This window comes from Aquitalea magnusonii (genome assembly GCF_003202035.1).
Lineage (GTDB): Bacteria > Pseudomonadota > Gammaproteobacteria > Burkholderiales > Chromobacteriaceae > Aquitalea > Aquitalea magnusonii.
Genome location: NZ_QJKC01000007.1, coordinates 100,650 through 122,487, shown reverse-complemented (window position 1 = coordinate 122,487; position 21,838 = coordinate 100,650). Strand labels below are relative to the sequence as shown.

28 protein-coding genes are annotated in these 21,838 nt (G+C 60.7%); 12 read left to right on the top strand and 16 right to left on the bottom strand.

The genetic code is table 11. From position 1 onward, the window contains the following. Nucleotides 1-154: 154 nt before the first annotated feature. The 4 genes from DFR38_RS09215 to tyrS form a co-directional block, all read right to left on the bottom strand. Entirely contained in the window at nucleotides 155-1,501 is a 1,347-nt protein-coding gene (locus tag DFR38_RS09215; RefSeq protein ID WP_059284971.1) for a DEAD/DEAH box helicase, read from the bottom strand. A gap of 362 nt (nucleotides 1,502-1,863) precedes the next feature. Continuing rightward, nucleotides 1,864-2,652 carry a hydroxypyruvate isomerase family protein gene (locus tag DFR38_RS09210; protein WP_211310750.1) on the bottom strand — a complete coding sequence of 263 codons (789 nt, stop codon included), beginning with the start codon at nucleotides 2,650-2,652 and terminating at the stop codon, nucleotides 1,864-1,866. Beyond that, on the bottom strand, nucleotides 2,646-3,521 hold the full coding sequence (locus tag DFR38_RS09205; protein ID WP_110313308.1) for an NAD(P)-dependent oxidoreductase: 876 nt from the start codon (nucleotides 3,519-3,521) through the stop codon (nucleotides 2,646-2,648). Before DFR38_RS09205 ends, DFR38_RS09210 begins: the two co-directional genes overlap by 7 nt. Nucleotides 3,522-3,677: 156 nt before the next feature. Further along, the gene (tyrS, locus tag DFR38_RS09200; protein ID WP_059284970.1) at nucleotides 3,678-4,955 is read right to left on the bottom strand and encodes a tyrosine--tRNA ligase; all 1,278 of its coding nucleotides are present in this window, start codon (nucleotides 4,953-4,955) and stop codon (nucleotides 3,678-3,680) included. A gap of 287 nt (nucleotides 4,956-5,242) precedes the next feature. On the opposite strand from tyrS, the gene DFR38_RS09195 reads away from it, so the two are divergent. Continuing rightward, nucleotides 5,243-5,887: a cytochrome b/b6 domain-containing protein gene (locus DFR38_RS09195; RefSeq protein ID WP_239688537.1), complete on the top strand. Its 645-nt coding sequence runs from the start codon at nucleotides 5,243-5,245 to the stop codon at nucleotides 5,885-5,887. 63 nt (nucleotides 5,888-5,950) lie between these two features. Here the strand turns inward: DFR38_RS09195 and DFR38_RS09190 are convergent, their stop codons facing one another. Together DFR38_RS09190 and DFR38_RS09185 are read right to left on the bottom strand one after the other, a co-directional pair. Beyond that, nucleotides 5,951-6,388: a c-type cytochrome gene (locus DFR38_RS09190; protein ID WP_059284974.1), complete on the bottom strand. Its 438-nt coding sequence runs from the start codon at nucleotides 6,386-6,388 to the stop codon at nucleotides 5,951-5,953. 96 nt (nucleotides 6,389-6,484) lie between these two features. After that, nucleotides 6,485-6,925: a c-type cytochrome gene (locus DFR38_RS09185; protein WP_059284968.1), complete on the bottom strand. Its 441-nt coding sequence runs from the start codon at nucleotides 6,923-6,925 to the stop codon at nucleotides 6,485-6,487. A gap of 144 nt (nucleotides 6,926-7,069) precedes the next feature. Between DFR38_RS09185 and DFR38_RS09180 the strand changes: the two genes are divergently transcribed. Genes DFR38_RS09180 through DFR38_RS09155 form a run of 6 tightly spaced genes read left to right on the top strand, consistent with a single transcriptional unit; the run spans nucleotide 7,070 to nucleotide 11,139 of the window. After that, on the top strand, nucleotides 7,070-7,504 hold the full coding sequence (locus DFR38_RS09180; protein WP_059284967.1) for a Fur family transcriptional regulator: 435 nt from the start codon (nucleotides 7,070-7,072) through the stop codon (nucleotides 7,502-7,504). Next, on the top strand, nucleotides 7,492-8,418 hold the full coding sequence (locus DFR38_RS09175) for a CobW family GTP-binding protein (protein WP_059284966.1): 927 nt from the start codon (nucleotides 7,492-7,494) through the stop codon (nucleotides 8,416-8,418). Before DFR38_RS09180 ends, DFR38_RS09175 begins: the two co-directional genes overlap by 13 nt. Before the next feature lie 8 nt (nucleotides 8,419-8,426). After that, nucleotides 8,427-8,627, top strand: a complete 201-nt coding sequence (locus DFR38_RS09170; protein WP_059284965.1) for a hypothetical protein — start codon at nucleotides 8,427-8,429, stop codon at nucleotides 8,625-8,627. Continuing rightward, on the top strand, nucleotides 8,624-9,367 hold the full coding sequence (locus DFR38_RS09165) for a metal ABC transporter ATP-binding protein (RefSeq protein ID WP_059284964.1): 744 nt from the start codon (nucleotides 8,624-8,626) through the stop codon (nucleotides 9,365-9,367). Before DFR38_RS09170 ends, DFR38_RS09165 begins: the two co-directional genes overlap by 4 nt. After that, nucleotides 9,367-10,242, top strand: a complete 876-nt coding sequence (locus tag DFR38_RS09160; protein WP_059284963.1) for a metal ABC transporter permease — start codon at nucleotides 9,367-9,369, stop codon at nucleotides 10,240-10,242. The genes DFR38_RS09165 and DFR38_RS09160 overlap by 1 nt, the downstream gene beginning before the upstream one ends. 9 nt (nucleotides 10,243-10,251) lie before the next feature. After that, nucleotides 10,252-11,139, top strand: coding sequence for a metal ABC transporter substrate-binding protein (locus tag DFR38_RS09155; protein ID WP_059284962.1), 888 nt, complete (start codon nucleotides 10,252-10,254; stop codon nucleotides 11,137-11,139). A gap of 59 nt (nucleotides 11,140-11,198) precedes the next feature. Here the strand turns inward: DFR38_RS09155 and DFR38_RS09150 are convergent, their stop codons facing one another. Next, complete coding sequence (locus DFR38_RS09150) at nucleotides 11,199-11,870, bottom strand: sulfite exporter TauE/SafE family protein (RefSeq protein ID WP_059284961.1); 672 nt, start codon at nucleotides 11,868-11,870, stop codon at nucleotides 11,199-11,201. A 298-nt stretch (nucleotides 11,871-12,168) separates the two neighbouring features. Between DFR38_RS09150 and DFR38_RS09145 the strand changes: the two genes are divergently transcribed. Further along, the gene (locus tag DFR38_RS09145; RefSeq protein WP_110313307.1) at nucleotides 12,169-12,948 is read left to right on the top strand and encodes an enoyl-CoA hydratase; all 780 of its coding nucleotides are present in this window, start codon (nucleotides 12,169-12,171) and stop codon (nucleotides 12,946-12,948) included. Between the two features lie 87 nt (nucleotides 12,949-13,035). Here DFR38_RS09145 and DFR38_RS09140 read toward each other — a convergent pair whose 3' ends face one another. The 8 genes from DFR38_RS09140 to DFR38_RS21720 all read right to left on the bottom strand — a co-directional run bounded on the left by DFR38_RS09140 (nucleotide 13,036) and on the right by DFR38_RS21720 (nucleotide 17,406). Beyond that, nucleotides 13,036-13,818: a peptidylprolyl isomerase gene (locus DFR38_RS09140; protein WP_059284960.1), complete on the bottom strand. Its 783-nt coding sequence runs from the start codon at nucleotides 13,816-13,818 to the stop codon at nucleotides 13,036-13,038. A gap of 35 nt (nucleotides 13,819-13,853) precedes the next feature. Beyond that, nucleotides 13,854-14,642, bottom strand: a complete 789-nt coding sequence (locus DFR38_RS09135) for a peptidylprolyl isomerase (protein ID WP_110313306.1) — start codon at nucleotides 14,640-14,642, stop codon at nucleotides 13,854-13,856. Nucleotides 14,643-14,661: 19 nt separating this feature from the next. Then, nucleotides 14,662-14,928 (bottom strand): BolA family protein, encoded by a 267-nt coding sequence (locus DFR38_RS09130; protein ID WP_059284959.1) that lies wholly within the window; start codon nucleotides 14,926-14,928, stop codon nucleotides 14,662-14,664. Beyond that, nucleotides 14,925-15,227, bottom strand: coding sequence for a YciI family protein (locus tag DFR38_RS09125; protein ID WP_059284958.1), 303 nt, complete (start codon nucleotides 15,225-15,227; stop codon nucleotides 14,925-14,927). The genes DFR38_RS09130 and DFR38_RS09125 overlap by 4 nt, the downstream gene beginning before the upstream one ends. Beyond that, the gene (locus DFR38_RS09120; RefSeq protein ID WP_059284957.1) at nucleotides 15,227-15,760 is read right to left on the bottom strand and encodes a septation protein A; all 534 of its coding nucleotides are present in this window, start codon (nucleotides 15,758-15,760) and stop codon (nucleotides 15,227-15,229) included. Before DFR38_RS09120 ends, DFR38_RS09125 begins: the two co-directional genes overlap by 1 nt. A 68-nt stretch (nucleotides 15,761-15,828) precedes the next feature. After that, nucleotides 15,829-16,770, bottom strand: a complete 942-nt coding sequence (locus DFR38_RS09115; protein WP_059284956.1) for an SPFH domain-containing protein — start codon at nucleotides 16,768-16,770, stop codon at nucleotides 15,829-15,831. A 2-nt stretch (nucleotides 16,771-16,772) separates the two neighbouring features. Further along, nucleotides 16,773-17,210 carry an NfeD family protein gene (locus DFR38_RS09110; RefSeq protein ID WP_059284955.1) on the bottom strand — a complete coding sequence of 146 codons (438 nt, stop codon included), beginning with the start codon at nucleotides 17,208-17,210 and terminating at the stop codon, nucleotides 16,773-16,775. Between the two features lie 67 nt (nucleotides 17,211-17,277). Continuing rightward, nucleotides 17,278-17,406 carry a hypothetical protein gene (locus tag DFR38_RS21720; protein ID WP_275576109.1) on the bottom strand — a complete coding sequence of 43 codons (129 nt, stop codon included), beginning with the start codon at nucleotides 17,404-17,406 and terminating at the stop codon, nucleotides 17,278-17,280. 95 nt (nucleotides 17,407-17,501) lie between these two features. Between DFR38_RS21720 and DFR38_RS09105 the strand changes: the two genes are divergently transcribed. Together DFR38_RS09105 and DFR38_RS09100 are read left to right on the top strand one after the other, a co-directional pair. Then, complete coding sequence (locus DFR38_RS09105) at nucleotides 17,502-18,092, top strand: IMPACT family protein (RefSeq protein ID WP_059284954.1); 591 nt, start codon at nucleotides 17,502-17,504, stop codon at nucleotides 18,090-18,092. Nucleotides 18,093-18,157: 65 nt separating this feature from the next. After that, entirely contained in the window at nucleotides 18,158-19,087 is a 930-nt protein-coding gene (locus DFR38_RS09100; protein WP_059284973.1) for a DHH family phosphoesterase, read from the top strand. Nucleotides 19,088-19,151: 64 nt separating this feature from the next. Here the strand turns inward: DFR38_RS09100 and DFR38_RS09095 are convergent, their stop codons facing one another. After that, nucleotides 19,152-19,811, bottom strand: coding sequence for an HAD family hydrolase (locus DFR38_RS09095; RefSeq protein WP_059284953.1), 660 nt, complete (start codon nucleotides 19,809-19,811; stop codon nucleotides 19,152-19,154). A 113-nt stretch (nucleotides 19,812-19,924) separates the two neighbouring features. Between DFR38_RS09095 and DFR38_RS09090 the strand changes: the two genes are divergently transcribed. Beyond that, nucleotides 19,925-20,566: a nucleotide-binding protein gene (locus DFR38_RS09090; protein WP_239688532.1), complete on the top strand. Its 642-nt coding sequence runs from the start codon at nucleotides 19,925-19,927 to the stop codon at nucleotides 20,564-20,566. Nucleotides 20,567-20,747: 181 nt separating this feature from the next. After that, nucleotides 20,748-21,698: a GMP reductase gene (locus DFR38_RS09085; RefSeq protein ID WP_059284951.1), complete on the top strand. Its 951-nt coding sequence runs from the start codon at nucleotides 20,748-20,750 to the stop codon at nucleotides 21,696-21,698. Nucleotides 21,699-21,838: the final 140 nt, after the last annotated feature.

Sequence of the window (21,838 nt, the reverse complement as noted above, 5' to 3'; positions counted from 1 at the left end):
GTTTCCGGTGCGGTGTATCCGGCTATTCTGGTGCGCGCATGGCAGGCTGACAAGCGAGTTTATGCCGGGGTCGCCATGCATTTTGCGCATGGCTGGCACTGGATAATAAAAAAGGCGATCCGCAGATCGCCTTTTTCAATCAACTGCCTGTTGCTCAGTCAGCGCGCTGGGTGCTGCGCTGGCCCTGGCTGGCGCTGGACGAACGCGGACCGCGCTTGTCGTAGCTGCTGCCGGTGCCACGGCCATAGCCGCCTTCGCGACGCTCGCGACCGTAGCCATTGCCACTGCTGCTGCCGCGACGCTGGCCCTGGGCGCCGTAACCGCCCGGCTTGCCGTTGCGACGCGGGCCTTTCGGCGGGCGACGGGTCGGCTCCATGCCTTCGATCACGCCCTCGGTGATCTGGCGCTTCAGGTATTGCTCGATACGGCGAACCTTGTGGAATTCTTTCGATTCCGCCAGGGTGATGGCAGTGCCATCGCGACCGGCACGACCGGTACGGCCAATACGGTGTACGTAGTCTTCAGCTTGCTTGGGCAGGTCGAAGTTCACCACGTGGGTGATGGTCGGTACGTCGATGCCGCGAGCAGCAACGTCGGTGGCCACCAGGATTTTGATACGGCCGCGACGCAGGTCGTTCAGGGTGCGGTTACGCCAGCTTTGCGGCATGTCGCCATGCAGGCAGGCGGCGGAGTAGCCCTGATCGGACAGCTTGTCGGCCAGTTCTTCGGTGTAGGCCTTGGTGGCCGAGAAGATCACGCACTGGTCAAAACCCGATTCCTTCAGGATGTGATCCAGCAGGCGATGCTTGTGGTTCAGGTCGTCAGCGTACAGCAGGTGCTCTTCGATGGTGCCGCCGGAGGTTTCGGTGCGGGCGATTTCGATGCGCTGCGGATCGCGGGTCATCTTTTCAGCCATGCGACCAACGGTGCCGTCCAGGGTGGCGGAGAACAGTACGGTCTGACGGGTTTCCGGAGTGGCCTTGACGATGGTTTCGATGTCATCGATGAAGCCCATGTCCAGCATGCGGTCGGCTTCGTCCAGTACCAGCATTTCCAGGCGGGAGAAGTCGATGCGGCCGGAGCGCATGTGGTCCATCAGACGGCCCGGGGTGGCCACGATCAGGTCGATCGGGCGGGATAGGGCGCGGGTCTGGTAGCCGAAGGAAGCGCCGCCAACCAGGCAGGCGGTTTTCATCCAGCGCAGGTCCTTGCCGTATTCCAGGGCGTTTTTCTCAACCTGTTGTGCCAGTTCGCGAGTCGGGCACAGTACCAGTACGCGCGGACCCTGGCCCTTGCCAGTGGAGCGCTCGGACAGCTTGGTCAGTGCCGGCAGCAGGAAGGCTGCGGTCTTGCCGCTACCGGTTTGGGCGGAAACCAGCAGGTCGCGGCCAGCGATGGCAGCGGGGATGGCTTCGGCTTGTACGCCGGTGGGCGAGGTGTAACCAGCAGTTTCGAGTGCGCGCAGAATGGTAGGGGCAATGCCCAGATCGGAGAAATGCATAATATCCTTTCAAACCGGAGTAGAGCCGGTGTCGCTTGGCCAGGAGATGTGGCGGTTAGCAGCCTCGTTCAGAGGCCGTCGGTCATCGGCACCAACCTGTGCAAGCGGCGAACAGCAGTCCAGTCAAAAGAGACACTACGTGGACGAAGCCTGGAATATCGGTCAGGGACGATGAAGCATCACACCGGCAATGCTGCAGAACAGCTGCAAAAACTGCCGGTGGAAATGGAAATCAGAAGGGTTGGCACTTTACGGTAAAATGAAAGCGTTTGCAAGCTGTTTTTGCAAAGTGCTTGGCTAAGTGATTGATTCACCGCCAGGTGATGTCGCAAAAAGAGAAAAATTGCATATTTCTGCAATATTCAGCCCTGCTGGCCATTCATGGCTTGCATTGCCAGCAATGGCTGCAGCCATTGCACTGCACCATCGGTATCACGATATTCCGCGCCACTCCAGCAGGCATAGGGCAGGCTGGCGATCTGCGCGAACAGGGCGCTGAAATCCAGCGCCCCGCTACCCGGCGCACCACGTCCCGGCACATCGGCAAACTGCAGGTGGCCGATGCGCGGCCAGTGTTGGCGCAGCAAGGGCTCCAGCGGCTCGCCCATGCGCGCCATGTGATAGAGGTCGATCTGCCAGTAAAGATTGGCATGCTCCGGCAGCTGCTGCAGCTCGGCGGGCGTGCTGATGAGAAAGTCCGGCATGTCATGGCGGTTGATGGCCTCCACCGTGCAGCGGATATGGTGCGGGGCCAGCGTGTCGGCGGCCAGCAGCAGATTGCCATGCAATGTCGCGATGGCCTGTTCGCGGCTGCAGCCTGCGCTCAGTCGTCCCGGCAGGATGTTGACCGCCTCCACGCCCAGAGCGGTGGCATAGTGCAGGCATTGCTGCAGGCCGGCGGCGAATTCCGCTTCCCGGCCGGGTGTGCCGGCCAGGCCGCTGCCACCTTGCATCAGGTCGCCAGCCGGAGCATTGATCAGCACCAGCTTGAGCTGCTTCTCTCCCAGCCAATGTTGCAGCTGTTCTACCGTGTGTTCGTAAGGAAACTGGATTTCCACGGCGGCAAAACCGGCGGCACGGGCGGCGGCAAAGCGCTGCGGCCACGGCAGGTGGGCAAACAGCATGCTCAGATTGGCTGACAGTTTCAGCATGCGGCTTGCTCCTGCTCCTGATAGAGCTGGATGACGCTGCTGAGGTCGGCCGTGGCGTGGCCCCGGGCAGCGTGCAGGCGCATCAGCTGGCTGGCCAGTGCCGCCAGCGGCGTGGCGGACTGGCTGTTTTTGGATAGCTGGCCGGCGTTGTCCAGATCCTTCAGCAAGGTGGCTACCTTCCATTGCACCGGCTCGGCCTGCCGCGCCGCCATGCGCGGGGCGAGGATTTGCAGCGGCAGCGAATCGGCAAAGCCACCAGCCAGCGCCGGTGCCAGCAGGCTGGCATCCACGCCATTGTTTTCGGCCAGTGCCACCGCTTCGGCAATCAGCATGGCATTGGCGGCCACAATCAATTGATTGCAGATCTTGGTCACCTGGCCGCTGCCGACCTCTCCCATACGGGTGATGCGTTGTGACAGGGCTTGCAAGGGCAGGCTGGCGCGCTGGATGTCCGCCGCGCTGCCGCCAGCCATCACTACCAGCGTGCCTTGTTCCGCCCCCTTGACCCCGCCGGATACCGGCGCATCCACCCAGCTGGCCCCTTGTTGCCTGACCAGCTCTGCGCAGCGCCGGGTGGTGTCCGGGTCGATGCTGGACAAGTCGATGATCAGCTGCCCGGTGCGCAGGGCCGGTGTTAACTGCGTGGCAACGCTTTGCACCGCAGCGCCATCGGCAATGCACAGCATCAGGATGTCGCTGCTGGCTGCCAGTTCCACCAGCGAAGTGGTGGTTTGCATGCCCTCGGTGCGAGCCTGCTCCAGCTTGTCAGCAGAGCGGTTCCAGACGGTGAGCGGGAAGCCGGCCGCCTGCAGCCTGCGGCATAGGGGCAGGCCCATCAGGCCCAGGCCGATAAAACCGATTCTTTCCATGGTGCTAGCCCTGGTGAGAAGGGAGGATGCGGAATTCTAGTGGCATGGTCGCCACGGCGTCGAGTGTTGCGGTGCGGCCATGAAAAAACGGCCCGCCTGCAAGTGCAGTAGCGGGCCGCCGTGGCATTGCCCGAACAATCGGGCGTCAGACTGGAATCAGACCTGCCATTCGATCAGGGCGTAGTTCTTCTTGCCGCGCTTGAGCAGGCTGAAGCGGCCAAACAGCCGGTCTTCGGCAGTAAAGCGATGTTCGATGCTGTCCGCCTTGTTGCCATTGATGCTGACTGCGCCGCTCTGGATGAAAGTGCGTGCCTCGCTCTTGGACTTGGCCAGGCCGCCATTGGCCACGGCGTCGATCAGGCTGTCATCGCTGGCATTCAGCACGAAGTGCGGCAGGCCGTCCTGTGCCAGCTGGGCGAAGTCGTCTTCAGTCAGGCTGGACAGGTCATTGCTGAACAGGCTGTGGGTGATGCGCTGGGCGGCGGCCAGGGCGGCCTTGCCGTGCACCAGTTCGGTCACTTGTTCGGCCAGGATGCGCTGGGCTTCCGGCTTGCCATCGCGGGCCTTGTCGGCTGCTTCGATGGCGGCGATTTCTGCCACCGACAGGAAGCTGAAGTAGCGCAGGAATTTGTAGACATCGGCATCGGCCGTGCCCAGCCAGAACTGGTAGAAGGCGTAGGGCGAGGTCTTGCGTGCGTCCAGCCAGATGGTGCCGGATTCGGTCTTGCCGAACTTGGTGCCGTCCGATTTGGTGACCAGCGGCATGGTCAGGCCGAATACCTGTTGCTGGTTCAGGCGACGGGTAAGGTCGGTACCGGCGGTAATATTGCCCCACTGGTCGGAGCCGCCGATTTGCAGCTTGCAGCCCAGGCGGCGGTTCAGCTCGGAAAAGTCGTAACCCTGCAGCAGGCTGTAGGAAAACTCGGTATAGGAAATGCCTTGGTCGTCGCGGTTGATGCGTTGTTGTACCGCTTCTTTCTTGATCATGGCGTTGACCGAGAAATGCTTGCCGATGTCGCGCAGGAATTCCAGTGCGCCCATTCCGCCAAACCAGTCGTAGTTATTGGCCATGACGGCGGCGTTGTCGCCTTCGAAGGACAGGAAGGGCGAAACCTGGGCGCGGATTTTGTCCACCCAGCCTTCAATCACGTCCGGGGTGTTCAGCTTGCGTTCGGTGGCCTTGAAGCTGGGGTCGCCGATCATGCCGGTGGCGCCGCCCACCAGGGCGATGGGGCGATGACCGGCTTGCTGGAAGCGCTTGAGCATCAGGATGGGAACCAGGCTGCCGATATGCAGGCTGTCGGCCGTGGGGTCGAATCCGCAATACAGGGTGACCTGTTCCTTGGCCAGCAGTTCGGACAAGGCGGCGGCGTCTGTGGTTTGCGCGATCAGGCCGCGAGCCTCCAGATCTTCCATCAGTGAAGCTTGGGTCATTACATTCTCCAACTCAATGCGTGAAAACACAGCCGCAGCGGGCTGTCAGTGCGTTGGCCGGCATCCGCTCCGGGCAGGTCTGGCTGCGCGAAGGTGGGCGGCGAAAGGGCTAATACTACCCGAAAAGCGTGGGTTTTTGGATCCGGAACCGGCAAATGCCCCGGTCGGTGGCGCTGCTGCTGCCCTGTGCTTAACAGAGATTAAGGCGTCGGCAGTAGGCAGCAAGGTGCGGGCTGGTTACACTTTTCAACTTGAACAATTGCCGAGCGAGGGTGACGATGGTGCGGATGATCAAGGTGTGGGATGCCCCGACGCGGTTTTTCCACTGGACGCTGGTAGTGCTGTTTGCCGGCATGTGGTTCAGCGGCGAGCAGGGTGGTGACTGGCTGCACTATCATGTGCTGTGCGGCGAGGCCGTGGCGGCGCTGCTGCTGTTTCGCCTGATCTGGGGAGTGATCGGCAGCGAAACCGCCCGTTTCAGCCAGTTTGTCAAAGGGCCAGCGGCCATTCTTCGTTATCTGAAGGGCGAGGGGGCCGGGACGCAGCCGGGGCACAATCCGCTGGGGGGCCTGATGGTGGTGGCCTTGCTGGGCGTGCTGTCATTACAGGTGGCGAGTGGCCTGTTTGCCAGCGATGTGGACAGCTACACCTTTGATGGGCCGCTGGCCAGGTTGATCAGCAGCAGCCTGTCCGAATCGATTACCGGTTTTCACAAAGCGCTGTTCAATATCATCCTGCTGCTGGTGGCCCTGCATGTGGCGGCAATCGTGGCATATCGGGTGATCAGAAAGCAGAATCTGGTCAAGCCCATGCTGACCGGCTACCAGGAGGTGTCCACCGAGGTGCCACCGTTGCGCTTCCGCTCCGGCTTGCTGGCGGTGCTGGCCTTGCTGGCGGCCAGTGGTGGCATTTTCCTGCTTACCCGCCTGTGAAAAACGGCATCTGACCTAAGCAAAGCCCTGCAGCGCAGGGCTTTTTGCTTTGTCGATGGCTGTTTATTTTTCCGGGCCGCGGAAGCTGTCATGACAGGCCTTGCAGCTTTGTGCCACTACGCCATAGCTCTTTTTGATGCTGGCCAGGTCGCCGTTGTGGGCGGTGCTGTCCAGATCATTGACGGCTTTGAGAAAGGTGTCGCGTGCCGCCTGGAATTTGGCCGGCTGGCTCCAGATTTCCGGCTTGGCGCGGCTCTTGGCATCGATGCTGCCTGCGGGGAAGTGGTTGAACGGCTCGCCGGCAATCTGCTTCAGCGCGTCGGCCATGACGATGAATTTGGCCTTGTTGTAGGGGTCGCGATCACGCACCACCATGCCCATGGGTTCGAAGGCGCGCAGCACCTTCTTGAAGCTTTGAGTGCGGATTTCGGCGGGCGAGTCGGCCATGGCAGCCGGAATGGCCAGTGCGGCAAGCAGCAGGGCGGTAACAGTCTGTTTCATGTTGGCGCTACGGTGGTTGGAACTGCGTTGTGAGGAGGCTTCATAAAAAAAGTTCAGCAATGTTGCTGAACTTTTTCTGATCAAGCGCTGAGTTTATCAGTCTTTGCGAAAGGCGTCGTGGCAGCTCTTACAGGTTTTTTGCACGGCAGCAAACTGGTTCTTGATGCTGGCCGCATCGCCGTTGGCGGCGACCTGTTTCAATTTGCCGGTTTCGGCCTTGAAGCTGTCCACAGCCTTGGTCCATTCTGCGGGCTTGCTCCAGATTTCTGCCTTTGCTTCAGTCTTTCTGGCAGCCTGCCCACTGGCGGTGCCCGCCGGGAAGTGTTGCCAGGGCTGCTGGGCCACTTCATCCAGATGCGCAGCCAGCTTGCTGAATTCGTCCTTGTTGATCGTATCGCTCTTCACCATCTTGCCCATCGCCGCGGCGTCTTTCTTGAACTGCTTGAAAATGTCCTGACGGGCAGAAACCGGATCGGTGGCGGCAAAGGCCGGGCTGGCCAGAACGGCGCAAAGGCTGAGCATGAGGGTTTTTTTCATGTGAACTCCTTTGAAGGTTGCAAGCTGCTGCAGGGGATAAGGCAGGCTATCACGGGTGGATGACAGGTAGAACCCGGTAGTGTTAATGGTTGTGCGCTACTGATGTTATAAAGTAACATTCGCCCTCGCCAACAGGAGTCGCCAATGAACCGCACGGATTACCTCCAGGCTGCCGAAGCCCATTGCGAGCGCCGCGGCTGCAAGCTGACTGCCCTGCGCCGCCAGGTGCTGGAGCTGGTGCTGCGCCACGAGGGCGTGGTCAAGGCCTATCAGGTGCTGGCCGATTTGCAAAAGGAGCGCGGCATTGCCGCCCCGCCCACCGTATACCGCGCCCTGGATTTCCTGGTCGAGCAGGGCTTGCTGCACCGCGTGGATGCCCTGAACGGCTTTGTTGTCTGTGACCATTTCGAATGTCAGCACGAAAGCATGATTCTGGTCTGTGAAACCTGCGGCAAGGTACAGGAAGTGGACGTCATCGCGGCACTGGCCGGCCTGCGCGATGTTGCGGACGCCGCCGACTTCACCCTCAGCCGCCAGAACCTGACGCTAACCGGACTTTGCAAGGCATGCCGCATATGAAAAAAACCATCGTCAATCTGTTTACCGGCTTTCTGGGCGTGGGCAAGACCACAGCCCTGCGCCATTTGATTGCCACCCGTCCGGCCAGTGAAAAATGGGCGGTCATCGTCAATGAATTCGGAGAAGTGGGCATCGATGGTGCCGCACTGATGAACGACGACCTGCCGGTGGCGGAAATCGCCGGTGGCTGCCTGTGCTGCGTGGCCGGTCCGCAAATGACCGCCACCGTGGCCACCCTGCTGCGGCGCGAACGACCGGACCGTCTGCTGATCGAGGCCAGCGGGCTGGCCCATGCGGCTGGCGTCATCGACGAGCTGCGCGCCAAACCGCTGGGTGAGGCGCTGGAAGTGGGTGCGGTGCTGACCCTGGTCGATCCGCGCCAGTTTGTCAGCCCGGACTACCTGCGCCAGCCCTTGTACCGCGACCAGGTAGCCATTGCCGATGTGCTGGTAGCCAACAAGATCGATATGGCAGATGCCGAAACGCTGGAAGCCTTCCGTAGCCAGGCGGGCAAGCTGTTCCCGCCCAAGTCGGTGGTGGCCGAGGTGCGCGATGGCCTGCTGGATGTGAGCTGGCTGGACGCCGCCGTTACGCTCAAGCCGCGCTACCGGCCTGCCATTCCGGCGGAGAGTGGCACTGGCTGGGACTCTGCCGGCTGGACCTTCCCGCCAGAGCAGGCTTTCAGTGGCGAAAAACTCACCGATTTCTTTGACACCTTGCCCCAGCTGCTGCCTGGTCTGGTCAGGGCCAAGGGTGTGTTCAAGGTGCTGGACAGCTGGGTCTGGCTGAACTGGGTGGAAGGGCAGTGGAGCGCCAGCCAGGTGTCATGGCGGCGCGACAGCCGCTTCGAGCTGATCGCCCCGGCGCTGGATAACGCAAAGATTGAGGCAGCCTTGCAGGCTTGCTTCGAGTAAGTGGCAACATGAAACATCAACATTCTTCTTCGGCTGATAAGCATGCTCATGATCATGCCGCCACACCGCACCAGCATCTGACTGCCGCCAATCTGCGCCCGCCCGTCAGCCTGCTGGCCATGTCCGCCTGGCAGCGCCTGGCGCTGGCCCTGCTGGTGCTGGCCGGTCTGTGGTCGGTAGTGCTGTGGGCCTTGCAGGAGGTGGCATGACAGTCATTCTCGATAATCTGACAGTGTCTTATCAGCGTCATCCCGCCGTACACCATGTCAGTGGCAGCTTTGTTGCCGGTGATGCCACGGCCATTTTCGGGCCGAACGGTGCAGGCAAGAGCACCTTGCTCAAGGCCATGATCGGTGCCCTGACGCCCGATTCCGGCCAGGCCAGGCTGGATGGTTTTGCCCGCCAGGATATTGCCTATCTGCCGCAGCAGTCCGAGATCGACCGTTCGCTGCCGGTCAGTGTGCTGGACCTGGTGGCCACTGGCTTGTGGCATCGCACCGGGCCGTTTGGCAAGGTAGGGCGTGCCGGCCTGGGGCAGGCCATGGATGCGCTGGAGCAGGTAGGGCTGGCCGATTTCGCGCCGCGTGCCATCTCCGCGCTGTCCAGCGGGCAATTCCAGCGCGTATTGTTCGCCCGCATCCTGCTGCAGGACGCGCGGCTGATCCTGCTGGACGAGCCCTTCACCGCCATGGATGCCAAAACCACCTTCGATTTGCTGGAGCTGGTGCGGCGCTGGAAAGAAGAGGGCCGCACCATCATCGCGGTCCTGCATGACTACGAGCAGGTGCGCGCCTATTTCCCGCATACCTTGCTGTTGGCGCGCGAGGTGGTGGCCTGGGGCCGTACCGAGCAGGTGCTGACCGATGCCAATCTGAAACGGGCGGTGGATACCGCAGCCCACTGGCAGGACCGCGCAGCGGTCTGCCGGGTCGACGGGGTCAATGTCTGATGCAACACCTGTATGACTTGTTGATTGCTCCCTTTGTGGATTTCGCCTTCATGCGCCGCGCGCTGGCCGGTTGTCTGGCGCTATCGCTGGGCAGTGGTCCCATCGGCCTGTTTCTGGTGATGCGGCGCATGAGCCTGATGGGCGATGCCATGAGCCATGCCGTGCTGCCCGGTGCGGCGGTGGGCTTCATGCTGGCCGGTCTCAGCCTGCCGGCCATGAGCCTGGGCGGCTTTTTCGCCGGCGTGCTGGTGGCGGTGCTGGCCGGATTGGCCACCCGTTTTTCCAGCATCAAGGAAGATGCCAGTTTTGCCGCCTTCTATTTGTTGTCACTGGCCATTGGCGTATTGCTGGTGTCCAAGAGCGGCAGCAATGTCGACCTGATGCACATCCTGTTTGGCTCGGTGCTGGCGGTGGATGATGCGGCACTCTATCTGGTGAGCGGAGTGGCCTCGGTCACGCTGATCTGCCTGGCCTTTATCTATCGGCCCATGCTGCTGGAAAGCCTGGACCCGGTATTCCTGCGTGCGGTGGGTGCGCGTGGCGGCCTGTGGCACATGGCCTTTTTGATGCTGGTGGTGCTGAACCTGGTATCCGGTTTCCAGGCGCTGGGCACGCTGATGGCGGTCGGCCTGATGATGCTGCCGGCAATCACCGCGCGGCTGTGGTCGGAGTCGGTGGAAGGCATGCTGGTGATGGCGGTGAGTGTGGCCTTTGTCAGCGGCATGGCCGGTTTGCTGCTGTCCTACCATTTCGAGCTGCCGTCCGGCCCCGCCATCATCCTGGTGGCCGGCCTGTTCTATCTGTTTTCCCTGCTGTTCGCGCCAGCGGGCGGTGCTTTGCCGCGCTATATCCGTGCACGGCATTTTGAATCCTGAGGAGATAGCATGAAAAAAAGCCTGTTCGGCTTGTTATTGCTGAGTCTGCCGGCCTTTGCCCTGGCGGCGAAGCTGCCGGTGGTGGCCAGTTTCAGCATTGTGGGTGACATGGCCCGTCAAATCGGCGGCGATCGCGTGGATGTGGTGTCGCTGGTGGGGCCCGATCAGGATGCCCATGTGTTTCAGCCATCGCCTGCCGATGTGAAGAAACTGTCGGCCTCGCGGCTGTTTGTCACCAACGGTCTGGGTCTGGAGGGCTGGATGGGTCGTCTGACCAAGGCTTCCAGCTTCAAGGGCGTGCTGGTCGAGGCGGGCAAGGGCATCAAGACGCGCATGGCGCCGGCCGAAGAAGGCGAAGAACATGGCCATGAGATGGTGGATCCGCATGCCTGGCATGATCCGCAGCGGGTGCAAGTCTATATCCGCAACATCACCGATGGCCTGATCAAGGCCGACCCGCAAGGCAAGGCGGAGTACACCCGCCGTGCCGCGGAGTTTGCCGCCAAGGTGAAGCAGCAGGACGATTGGGCGGCCAAGGAATTTGCTGCCATTCCGGCAGCCAGGCGCAAGATGCTGACCTCGCATGATGCCTTCGGCTATTTTGGTGAACGTTACGGCATCAAGCTGCTGGCCATCCAGGGCGTCAGCACCGAAGCCGAAGCCTCGGCCAAGGGGGTGGCGCAATTGGTGCGCCAGGTGCGGCAGGAAAAGGTCAATGCGGTGTTCATGGAAAACATGACCGACAAGCGCCTGCTGGAGCAGCTGACCCGCGAAGCCAAGGTGAAGATCGGCGGCGAGCTGTATGCCGATGCCCTGTCCAAGCCCAGCGGCCCGGCCAGCGATTACCTCAAGCTGTTTCACTACAATGTGGAAACCATCCTGAAGTCCATTCGCTGACGCGGCACCGGCAGTCTGCTTATCTGTTCAAAAGCCGTCGCGCCAACGCGACGGCTTTTTTAATGAGCGGTAGCCAGCAGTGCCAGTCGAGTCAGACCCATGCCGGCAACCAGCAAACCAGCCAGTAGACGCACTGGTTTTTGTTGCAGCCACTGGCGCAAGGTGTCGGCAAACACCCCCATCAGCAGCAGATTCGGCAAGGTGCCCAGGCCGAAAGCCAGCATCAGCAAACCGCCCTGAGTGGCTTTGCCGCTGGCCAGGGCGGACAATGAGGCGCTGTATACCAGACCGCAGGGCAGCCAGCCCCACAGCATGCCTGCCAGCAGTGCCGTGCGTGGACTGCGGATGGGGAGCAGGCGTGCCAGCAGGGGTTGCAGACGGGCCCATGCCGGCCGGCCCAGTTTTTCCAGGGCAGTGATGGCGGAAGACAGGCCTGCCAGGTACAGGCCCATGGCAATCAGCATCAGGTTGGCCAGCACCAGCAAGGCAAGCTGTGCCGGCCGCGCCGTCAGCAGGCTGAGGCCGGCGCCGGCCAGGCCGCCCAGCAGGACGCCCACCAGCACATAGCTGCCGATGCGACCGATATTGTAGGAAAGCAGGATCAGCCAGCGCCGTTGTCCGGCCGGCAGATTCAGCGTGAGCGCGGTGATGATGCCGCCGCACATGCCCATGCAATGTCCGCCACCCAGCAGGCCGGTCAGGAAGATGATCCAGAAGTTTGTTTCTAACATGCGACAGCCTGTTGCTTAAACCTCTATTCTAACAGAGCGGCCAACAGGCCGGATTGCCTGAATATTAGGCAAATTGTGACATGGTAATAGTAAAAAAAACGCAAATTCTGTTTGGCATTCAAGTGCGCAGCCATCTAGAAAAAAAGTTGAGCATATCGGCATTCCATGCTGGAAAAAGGTGGTGCAAGCCCTGAGAATGCTCATTCTTTCCTGTCGGTATCGGGGATGGTCTGGTAACAAGGCCACGCGGGCAGGAGCCGCAATGTGTAACGACCCATAGAGAAACTGAGGAAACTACATGGCCAAGTATTTGACGCTTGAACATCTGGGCCAGTCTGCAATCATCACCATCAATCACCCTCCCGCCAACTTGTGGACCATTGCCAGCCTGCAGGAATTGGCCGGGCTGATGTCAGCGCTGCAGTCGGACAAGAGCGTGCGCTCGGTCGTGTTGACCGGGGCGGGCGATGCCTTTTTTTGTGCCGGTGCCGACCTGAATCTGTTTGCTGCCGGCAGCAAGCAGGAGGCACAGGCCCTGCTGGATGCTTTTGCGGCTGCATTTGCCGCCGTGCGCAATTATTCCGGCGTGACGGTGGCTGCCATCAATGGTTATGCCCTGGGCGGCGGACTGGAGTGCGCCCTGATGTGCGACTACATGGTGGTGGAACGTGGTGCCAGACTGGGCCTGCCGGAAGCCCGGGTCGGCCTGCTGCCGGCCGGTGGCGGCTGTAAGCGGCTGGCGGACAAGGTGGGGGTGTCCTGGGCCAAACGGATGATTCTGGGCGGCGAGATTGTCGACGCGCAAAAAGCCTATGATATCGGTCTGGTCGAAGAGATTGTCGATCCGGGCTTTGCCAAGATCATCGCTGTCAGCCTGGCTGGCAAGGTGGCCAATCAGGCACCGCAGGCCGTGGCGCGTGCCCGGCAGCTGATCGAGGATAGCGTGAACCTGTCGCTGGAGCAGCATCTGCAGCAAGGTCGGCAGGCTTTGCTGGAGTTGGTGGGCGGCGAGGAGCAGCTGGAGGGCGTGGCGGCTTTCCTCGGCAAGCGCGCACCAGGCTGGGCCGACGAGGACTGATGCTGGCTGGCACGGGCAGGTAAAAAAGGGATGCGTGAGCATCCCTTTTTTTCTGCGCATCACCCGGCAAGCCGGGCCGATGACGGTTTACTGCTGGATCTTGGCCTGGGCCTTCAGGTCGCCCACGTATTTTTCGATACGGGCGCCCATGATGCGCTGGGTCAGCTGCGGACGGGCATCTTCCAGCGAGGGCACATTGCGCTCGGTACGCACGTCGTCCAGCTTGATGATGTGCCAGCCAAACTGGGTTTTCACCGGCTTGGCGGTGACCTGGCCCTTGCTCAGCTTGGCCATGGCATCGGAGAACTCCGGTACGAAAGTGCCGGCTTCCTGCCAGCCCAGATCGCCGCCGCTAGCCTTGCTGCCCGGATCCTTGGATTTTTCCTTGGCCAGCAGGTCGAAGGCCTTGCCCTTGCGCAGGGCTTCGATCACGGCCTTGGCTTCCGCTTCGCTGCCTACCAGGATATGGCGGGCGTGGTATTGCTTGGTTTCCGGAACCGAAGCCACCAGCTTGTCGTATTCGGCCTTCAGCTGGTCGTCAGTGACCGGGTTGGCTTTCTGGAAATCCTTGATCACACGGTTGGCCAGGGCCATGGCTTCCATGTTTTGCAGTTCGGCCTTGAAGTCGGCCGTCTTGTCGAAGCCCTTCTTGATGGCTTCCTGACGCAGCACTTCGGCGGTGATCAGCTGATCCTTGACCATGTCCTTGGTCTTGTCGTCAGCGGCCTGACCCTGGGCGGCCATCATTTGCACGACGGCGTCGATGCGGGCCTGGGAGATTTCATTGCCATTCACGGACGGGCCGGCAGCCAGTACGACGGTGGTGCTCAGGGCGGCCAGCAGGGCGCTTGCCAGCAAAGTCTTGCGCATGATGTATTCCTGTTGTTACTTGCAGTGGTGTGGTGTTACTGGATTTTCGCCTTGCCGCGCAGTTCGTCCACTGCCTTGGCAATGGCTTCTTCCTGCAGCTGACGTTCGATCTGCGGTTTTACTTCTTCCAGCGGCGGCAGTTTGGCATCGCGTACATCGTCAACCTTGAACACGATCCAGCCCACGCGGGTCTGCATCGGCTTGCTGCTGACCTGGCCCTTGTTCAGCCCCTTCAGCACTTCGGCCAATTGCGGCTCCATGCGTGCCAGATTGCCCCAGCCCATGTCGCCGCCATTCTGCTTGGCTGCCGGGTCGAGCGAACGGCTCTTGGCCAGATCTTCGAACTTGCCGCCCTTTTTCAGGCTGTCGATGATTTTCTGTGCCTCGGCCTCGCTGCCGACGGTAATCTGGTGCGCATGCACGTCCTTGGTGCCGGCGAACTTGCTCTGGGTCTGGGCGTAGCGTTCCTGCAGCTGGGCATCGCTGATCTTCACCTGCTTGAGCAGGTCGGCAAACAGTGCTTCACGCAGCATGTCCTGGCGCACTTCATCCAGGCGCTTGATAAAGGCCGGCTGCTGGTCCAGCTTGCGGCTCTGGGCTTCCTGCAGGATCACTTCGCGGTTGATCAGGGTGTCCTTCACCTGCTGGCGCAGGGCGGGGGAGTCTTGCACATTGCCATTGCTGTTCTGCACGACCAGCGCGACGGCATTGTCCAGATCGGTCTTGTCGATGGCCTTGCCATTGACCATGGCAATGGATTCGGCCATGGCCGGAACACTGATACTGGCTGCCAGCAGCAGGGCGGCGATACGGGCGTTTTTCATGGATAACTCTTTCTCGAAATCAAAGTTCGTCAGGTGTCAGTGCGCGAATGGCCAGCGCATGCACCCGGGTTTGCATCAGATCGCCCAGGGTGGCGTAGACCAGCCGGTGGCGGGCCACGCTGCCCAGCCCGGCAAAGCGGCTGGAAACGATTAGCAGATTGTAGTGGCCGCCGCCGGAGCGGGCGCCGGCATGGCCGGCATGTGCCGCACTGTCATCCTCGATTTCCAGATGTTCGGGTTGCAGTGCTTGCAGTGCCGCTTGCAGCAGGGCGACGGTGTCACTCATGCGGGAAATACCTTGCGGAAGGGCTTTACTTCCACCGCCGCATAGACGCCGGCAGCAACATAGGGATCGGCATCGGCCCAGTTGCGGGCTTCTTCCAGGCTGGCGAATTCGGCCACGATCAGGCTGCCGGTGAAACCGGCGCTGCCCGGATCAATGCTGTCGATGGCCGGGCAGGGGCCGGCCAGTACCAGGCGACCTTGTTCCTGCAGGGCGGAAAGACGGGCCAGGTGTTCCGGACGGGAGGCCAGCCGCTTGTCCAGGCTGCCGGGATGGTCCTGGCCGCTGATGATGTACAGCATTATTTTTTATCCTCGATGTATTTGGACAGGAACAGGCTTTGCGCGATGATGAAAATCACCATCAGGCCCAGACTGCCGAACAGCTTGAAGCTCAGCCAGATTTCACGGCTGAAGTTGAAGGCAACATACAGATTCAGTGCGCCCATGGCGCTGAAAAAGGCAGCCCAGGCATAGGCCAGCTTGCGCCAGATGGCTTGTGGCAGCTGGAGCTGCTCGCCAATCAGCAGTTTCAGGCCGTTCTTGCCCATGAAGTCACTGACCAGCAAGGCCAGCGCCATCAGCCAGTACAGAACGGTGAATTTCCAGATGATGAACAGGTCGTTGTGCGAAATTACGGTCGCCGCACCCAGCACCACGCTGAGGATCAGGTTGATCCATTGCATGGCGTCCACCTTGCGGTGTTTGAACCATGTCCAGGCAAACAGCAAGGTGGTGGCGGCAACCAGCACCTTGGTGGCGAGGAACATGTCGTGGGTGATCAGGTAACTGCCGAAAAACAGGGCTACCGGAAGAAAGTCGGATAAAAATTTCATGCGGCTGATTATGGGGGCAGCCTGCCCGTTATACAAGACAGGGCAAGGCTGACGTCATGTTGAAAATGTTAACGATTGCTTTGCTTGACCACGCTCAAGGCCGTGGCCACCAGCGAGCTGACGTCGGCCACATTGGCAGGCAGGATGACGGTGTTGTTTTGCTTGGCCAGCTGGGCAAAGGCGGCGACATATTGCTCGGCCACCTTCAGGTTCACCGCTTCGATGCCGCCGTCCACCTTGACCGCCTCGGCCACGCGGCGCACGGCATCGGCCGTGGCATCGGCCACCAGCCGCAGTGCCTCGGCCTCGCCCTGGGCCTTGTTGATGGCAGCCTGCTTGTTGCCTTCGGAGTTGTTGATGGTGGCCTGCATCTCGCCTTGTGATTTCTGGATGGCGGCTTCGCGTGCACCGTTGGCCAGGTTGATCTGCTCCATCTTCACCCCTTCGGACTGGGCGATGCGGGCGCGCTTTTCGCGCTCGGCGGTAATCTGTGCCTGCATCGAGTGCAGGATGTCCTGTGGCGGCACCAGGTCCTTGATTTCATAGCGCAATACCTTCACGCCCCAGTTGATGGCGGCTTCATCCAGCGAGGCCACCACGATCTGGTTGATTTCATCACGCTCTTCGAAAGTCTTGTCCAGTTCCATCTTGCCGATGACCGAGCGCAGCGTGGTCTGCGACAGCTGGGTGATGGCCAGCAGGTAGTCACTGGTGCCATAGGAGGCGCGCTGCGGGTCGGTTACCTGGAAGTACAGGATGCCGTCCACTTTCAGCTGGGTGTTGTCGCGGGTGATGCAGATCTGGCTGGGTACTTCCAGCGGCACTTCCTTCAGGCTGTGCTTGTAGGCCAGGCGGTCGATGAAGGGAATGAGGATGTTGAGTCCGGGCGTCAGTGTGGCATGGTAGCGGCCCAGGCGTTCGACAATATAGGCATGCTGCTGCGGCACGACCTTGACCGACTTGATGATGAATACCACCACGGCCAGGAACAGAATGATGAAGAATTCCATGATTAGCGGGTTTCCGTTTGCTTGAGGGAAAGAATCAGCACATTGCCGTCGCGGCCATGGATGTAGGCCTGCATGCCGGCCTGCCATGGGCCGTCGCCGCTCAGGCGGGCCTGCCATTCCGTGCCGCGATAGTGCACGCGGGCCAGTCCGCCATCCAGCAGCGTGCTGATACGCACTGTCTGGCCAAGGTCAGGATCATCCGCCGCTGTCGTGGTGGGCCTGCCTCGACGCTGACGGGCGCGCCAGCGCGCCACGCAGCCTACGCCGATGCTGCCGCTGAGGCTGGCCAGCAACCAGCAGAGCACCTCGCTGGCGCCAGCCAGGCTGCCCAGGCCGGCCATGGCCAGTGCCAGCGCCAGCACCAGCAGGTAGAAGGTGCCGGACATGAACTCTGCGATCAGCGCCAGCAGGGCGGCGACCAACCAGATGGTGTGGGTCAAGGTAAGGCGTCTTTCATAACGATGGATTTGGCATTCTCATGCTGAATGCGGCGACTGACAACTGCTTTCAGCAGTGATCCCGGTCAGGCAGGTATCTGGCCAGCACGGCTTCTTGTTCCATATCAAGCCAGCACTTGTCCAGTGCCAGCCACAGTGCTTCCAGTAACAGGGTCAGAACGATCAACAGGGCTGGCATGGCGTGGCTCCTTTTGATGATGTTGCGGGCAGCGATTGCGGATTGGCGTTACCATGCAGGCCACTCCATCTGCTTTGACCATGGAAAGCGTAGCAATGTTTCAGCTGGTAGCGCCTGTCATGGCGGAAATCGACATCAAGAAAAGCCGCTTCATTGCCTGTTTATACCCGGTGCAGAGCCGGGATGAAGCCATGTTGCAACTGGCCGCCTTGCGGCGGCAGTGGCCCGATGCCCGTCATTATTGCGCCGTGCTGCTGGTGAGCGGTGACTCCATGCTGGACGATGATGGCGAGCCATCCGGTACGGCGGCACGCCCTATATACAACGTATTGATGCACAAGCAACTGCACAATGTACTGGCCGTGGTGGTGCGTTATTTTGGTGGCATCAAGCTGGGGGCGGGCGGCCTGGTGCGCGCCTATACTCAGGCGGTCAATGCGGCATTGCAAACTGCGCAGCTGCAGCCGGTGGTGCCGCGGCAAAGCTGCCTGGCGCGTGTCGGCTTTGCCAGCGAGTCGCGCCTGCGCCATTGTTGTGCCGAGCTGGCGATCAGTGTCGATGCGGCGGCATACGGCGAGCAGGTGGTGTTGACCTTGTCGATGCCGCTGGCACAGAGCCAGGCCTTGCAAACACGCTTGCACGACCTGCTGGCGGGTGAGGTATATTTCATGACGGATGAAAGCTGATGCTGCCTGCCGCCAGCGCTGGCGGGTCGGCACGGCTGATATGACTTGATCTCGGGGAGAAAATGATGTCGCAACAGCAATACCGCCTGGTGACGCGCAGTGATTTTGACGGCCTGGTCTGTGCCGTGCTGCTGAACGAGCTGGGCATGGTGAATGAAATCAAGTTTGTTCACCCCAAGGATATGCAGGATGGCAAGGTGGAAATCACCGAGCGTGATATCACCACCAACCTGCCTTATGTGCCGGGCGCCTATCTGGCCTTTGATCACCACCTGTCGGAAACGCTGCGCAATGGCCAGCACGATAACCACATCATCGATCCGTCCGCCCCCTCGGCAGCCCGCGTGGTGTACGACCATTTCGGTGGCAAGCAGGTTTTTACCCGTATCAGCGACGAAATGATGGAGGCGGTGGACAAGGCCGACTCTGCCCAGTTCACCCGCGATGAAATCCTTGATCCAAGCGGCTGGGTATTGCTCAATTACCTGATGGATGCCCGTACCGGGCTGGGCCGTTTCCGTAATTTCACCGTCAGCAACTATCAGCTGATGATGGACCTGATCGGTTATTGCCGCGATCACAGTATCGAGGAAATCCTGGCCTTGCCGGATGTGAAGGAACGGGTGGATCTGTATAGGCAGTACCAGGAGCAGGCGCGTGAGCAGATCCAGCGCTGTGCCCAGGTGCATGGCAATCTGCTGCTGCTTGACCTGCTGCAGGAAGAAACCATCTACCCGGCCAACCGCTTTCTGATTTATGCCATGTATCCGCAGTGCAATATCTCCATTCACATGATGTGGGGCCTGAACAAGCAGAACATCGTGTTTGCCACCGGCAAGTCGATCATCGATCGCAGCTGCCCTACCAATGTCGGTGCACTGATGCTGCAATACGGCGGCGGCGGGCATGAGGCGGCCGGTACCTGCCAGATTGGCATCGAGCAGTATGAGCAGGTAAGGGACGAGCTGATCGCCCGCATTCGCGCCGAGGCTTGATGATCTAGGAGCCTGGGAAAGGGCCGCTGCATTGCAGTGGCCCTTATTTTTTGGGGCGGGTGGTCTACAGGGTCTGCAGCAGCAGCAATGCCTGGTGCAGGTCTTGGCAGACGGCCAGCGCGCCGGCTGTTTCATGTACGGCCGGCTGCAGCATGTCCGGCACCAGAATCACCCGCATGCCGGCCGCCAGTGCCGCCCGCATGCCGATCAGCGAATCTTCCAGTACCACGCAGGCTGCCGGTGCGATGTCCAGCAGGGCTGCCGCAGCCAGGTAGACATCCGGAGCCGGTTTGGTATTGGCCACTTCATCGCCGGCAACGGTGTGCTGGAAATAAGGCCCCAATCCGCTACGTTGCAGTTTGAGATCGCACATCATGCGCTGGGTCGAGGTGGCCACTGCATGGGGAATGGCCTGATCCTGTACCCAGTCCAGCACTTCGATGATGCCGGGTTTGAGCCTGAGTTCGCCGGTACTCATCAGCTGATGGTAGTGATGACGGCAGCGCTGGCTGAGTGTTTCCGCCAGCTTGTGATCCTGGAAATGCGCGGCGACATGGTCGCGGCATTTGTGCACCGACAGCCCGACCATGCCCAGGATGACCTGTTCGGGGATGGTTACGCCCACTTCGGCAGCAGCCAGCAGCCAGGACTGGCCGCTGACACTTTCGGTGTCGATCATCAGTCCATCCATGTCGAACAGGATGGCTTGCATGTTTGCATTCATTGCTTTGTTTTCCTCCAGCGCGTCAGCCTAATGTGGCAAGCCCCTGCCTGCAAGCATGATGACTCTGGTATAGTGGCTCGATCACCAAGTGAGCGAGGTCCATTGTGCAGTCTGTGCTGGTAGCGAATCCCAAGGGTGGTAGTGGCAAGTCGACTTTAGCCACCAATCTGGCAGGTTACTTTGCCTGTTCCGGTCGTAATGTCATGCTGGGCGACGTGGATCGGCAGCAATCTTCATTGCGCTGGTTGCAGGAACGGTCGTCGGCATTACCGGCGATTCAGGGCTGGGAAGTATCGGCCGGTGCGCCGGCCAAGCCGCCCAAGGGCACCGAAGTGATTGTGCTGGACAGCGGCGCTGGCTTGCATGGCAAAAAAATGGCCTCACTGATCGCACGGGTCGAGCGCATCATCATCCCGATTCAGCCTTCCCCTTTCGATATGTGGGCCAGTGGCGAGTTTTTTGAACAGCTGCTGGCGGAAAAAGCGGTGCGCAAGAGCAAGGTGTTCATGGCCGTGGTCGGCATGCGGGTTGATCCGCGCACCCGTTCGGCCAAGGAGCTGGAGCGCTTTCTTGCCGAGCACGATGTGCCGGTGCTCAGCTGGCTGCGCGATACCCAGCTGTATGTGCAGGCAGCCGCCACCGGCATGACCCTGTTTGATCTGCCGCCCTCGCGTACCCAGAAGGATCGTGATGCCTGGAAGCCCATTTTGCAGTGGCTGGGCGAACCGCAGGATGGTTGCTGGTTTGATAAATAATCTTCACGTGAAGAAATTATTGCTTGACGTGAAGAAATTGCCGGCGTAGATTTGCTTCGACATTGCGTGCGAGCCCAGCTGAGGCGGCGCAGGAGAATCCGTAAACGGGAGCCCATGAGGCTCCCGTTTTTTATTGGGGCCCCTGCATTTTTATCGACTACAGCCTGAAGGGAATACTTGCATGATTACTACCGAACTGAACTATGGCGACGTCTACCTCGTCCCCAAGAAAACCGTGGTCGACAGCCGCAAGGAGTGCGACACCTCGGTGCAATTCGGGCCGCGCCGTTTTGACATGCCGATCTACCCTTCCAATATGAAATCGGTGGTCGATGAGGAAACCTGCGAAGCATTTGCCCGCCTGGGCTGGTTCTACACCATGCACCGCTTCAATGTGGATGCCTGCCGCTTTACCGCTGCCATGCAGGAAAAAGGGCTGTTTGCCTCCATCAGTGTCGGTGTCAACGAAGATACCATGCAGCAACTGGCCGAGCTGAAAGCCGCTGGCCTGACCCCGGAATACATCACCCTGGACGTGGCCAATGCCTGGTGCGTCAAGGCCGAACGCATGATCAAGCACATCAAGCAGCAATTCCCCGGCAGCTTCCTGATTGGCGGCAATATCGCCACCGCCGAAGCCGCCCGTGACCTGGAAAGCTGGGGCTGCGATGCCATCAAGGCCGGGATCGCCGGTGGCCGTGTCTGCATCACCAAGAACAAGACCGGCTTTCACCGCCCGATGGTGAGCACGGTCAAGGACTGTGCCGCCGCTGTGCAAGTGCCGGTGATTGCCGATGGTGGCATTGTCGAGCATGGCGACATGGCCAAGGCGCTGGCCTGCGGTGCCAGCATGATCATGGCCGGCTCGCTGTTTGCCGGTTATGACGAGTCGGCCGGTGAAATCGTCGAGATCAACGGCAAGCATTACAAGGAATACTTTGGCAGCGCCTCGCAGTTCAACAAGGGGGCTTATGTCAATGTCGAGGGCAAGAAAATCCTGGTGGAGTACAAGGGCAGCATCGGCAAGCTGCTGCGCGAGCTGAAGGAAGACCTGCAGTCATCGGTGAGCTATGCCGGCGGCCGTGACCTGTCTGCCTTGAAGGATGCCGCCATGATCCAGGTTTATCGCTGACACCACCGCTTGCCGGGCTGGCCACTGCCCGCGCTGGCACTGCTGGTGGCCATTGAGTCCACCAGCAGGCTCCCTCCGGCGCAGCCCCTCCTTGCCGCACCACCTTTAGCGCGCTGTGCTTGGCGGCGCTTACCCCACCC

Coding starts and splice junctions, on each gene's coding strand:
- DFR38_RS09210 (WP_211310750.1), bottom strand. CDS start 2,652: ATGCTGAAACTGTCAGCCAATCTGAGCATGCTGTTTGCCCACCTGCCG.
- DFR38_RS09215 (WP_059284971.1), bottom strand. CDS start 1,501: ATGCATTTCTCCGATCTGGGCATTGCCCCTACCATTCTGCGCGCACTC.
- DFR38_RS09140 (WP_059284960.1), bottom strand. CDS start 13,818: ATGCGCAAGACTTTGCTGGCAAGCGCCCTGCTGGCCGCCCTGAGCACC.
- DFR38_RS09155 (WP_059284962.1), top strand. CDS start 10,252: ATGAAAAAAAGCCTGTTCGGCTTGTTATTGCTGAGTCTGCCGGCCTTT.
- DFR38_RS09185 (WP_059284968.1), bottom strand. CDS start 6,925: ATGAAAAAAACCCTCATGCTCAGCCTTTGCGCCGTTCTGGCCAGCCCG.
- DFR38_RS09205 (WP_110313308.1), bottom strand. CDS start 3,521: ATGGAAAGAATCGGTTTTATCGGCCTGGGCCTGATGGGCCTGCCCCTA.
- DFR38_RS09095 (WP_059284953.1), bottom strand. CDS start 19,811: ATGAATGCAAACATGCAAGCCATCCTGTTCGACATGGATGGACTGATG.
- DFR38_RS09135 (WP_110313306.1), bottom strand. CDS start 14,642: ATGAAAAACGCCCGTATCGCCGCCCTGCTGCTGGCAGCCAGTATCAGT.
- DFR38_RS21720 (WP_275576109.1), bottom strand. CDS start 17,406: ATGCCAGCCCTGTTGATCGTTCTGACCCTGTTACTGGAAGCACTGTGG.
- DFR38_RS09180 (WP_059284967.1), top strand. CDS start 7,070: ATGAACCGCACGGATTACCTCCAGGCTGCCGAAGCCCATTGCGAGCGC.
- DFR38_RS09160 (WP_059284963.1), top strand. CDS start 9,367: ATGCAACACCTGTATGACTTGTTGATTGCTCCCTTTGTGGATTTCGCC.
- DFR38_RS09150 (WP_059284961.1), bottom strand. CDS start 11,870: ATGTTAGAAACAAACTTCTGGATCATCTTCCTGACCGGCCTGCTGGGT.
- tyrS (WP_059284970.1), bottom strand. CDS start 4,955: ATGACCCAAGCTTCACTGATGGAAGATCTGGAGGCTCGCGGCCTGATC.
- DFR38_RS09125 (WP_059284958.1), bottom strand. CDS start 15,227: ATGCTGTACATCATCAGCGGCCAGGACCATCCCGGCAGCCTGGACAAG.
- DFR38_RS09170 (WP_059284965.1), top strand. CDS start 8,427: ATGAAACATCAACATTCTTCTTCGGCTGATAAGCATGCTCATGATCAT.
- DFR38_RS09175 (WP_059284966.1), top strand. CDS start 7,492: ATGCCGCATATGAAAAAAACCATCGTCAATCTGTTTACCGGCTTTCTG.
- DFR38_RS09195 (WP_239688537.1), top strand. CDS start 5,243: ATGATCAAGGTGTGGGATGCCCCGACGCGGTTTTTCCACTGGACGCTG.
- DFR38_RS09120 (WP_059284957.1), bottom strand. CDS start 15,760: ATGAAATTTTTATCCGACTTTCTTCCGGTAGCCCTGTTTTTCGGCAGT.
- DFR38_RS09145 (WP_110313307.1), top strand. CDS start 12,169: ATGGCCAAGTATTTGACGCTTGAACATCTGGGCCAGTCTGCAATCATC.
- DFR38_RS09130 (WP_059284959.1), bottom strand. CDS start 14,928: ATGAGTGACACCGTCGCCCTGCTGCAAGCGGCACTGCAAGCACTGCAA.
- DFR38_RS09100 (WP_059284973.1), top strand. CDS start 18,158: ATGTCGCAACAGCAATACCGCCTGGTGACGCGCAGTGATTTTGACGGC.
- DFR38_RS09105 (WP_059284954.1), top strand. CDS start 17,502: ATGTTTCAGCTGGTAGCGCCTGTCATGGCGGAAATCGACATCAAGAAA.
- DFR38_RS09085 (WP_059284951.1), top strand. CDS start 20,748: ATGATTACTACCGAACTGAACTATGGCGACGTCTACCTCGTCCCCAAG.
- DFR38_RS09115 (WP_059284956.1), bottom strand. CDS start 16,770: ATGGAATTCTTCATCATTCTGTTCCTGGCCGTGGTGGTATTCATCATC.
- DFR38_RS09165 (WP_059284964.1), top strand. CDS start 8,624: ATGACAGTCATTCTCGATAATCTGACAGTGTCTTATCAGCGTCATCCC.
- DFR38_RS09190 (WP_059284974.1), bottom strand. CDS start 6,388: ATGAAACAGACTGTTACCGCCCTGCTGCTTGCCGCACTGGCCATTCCG.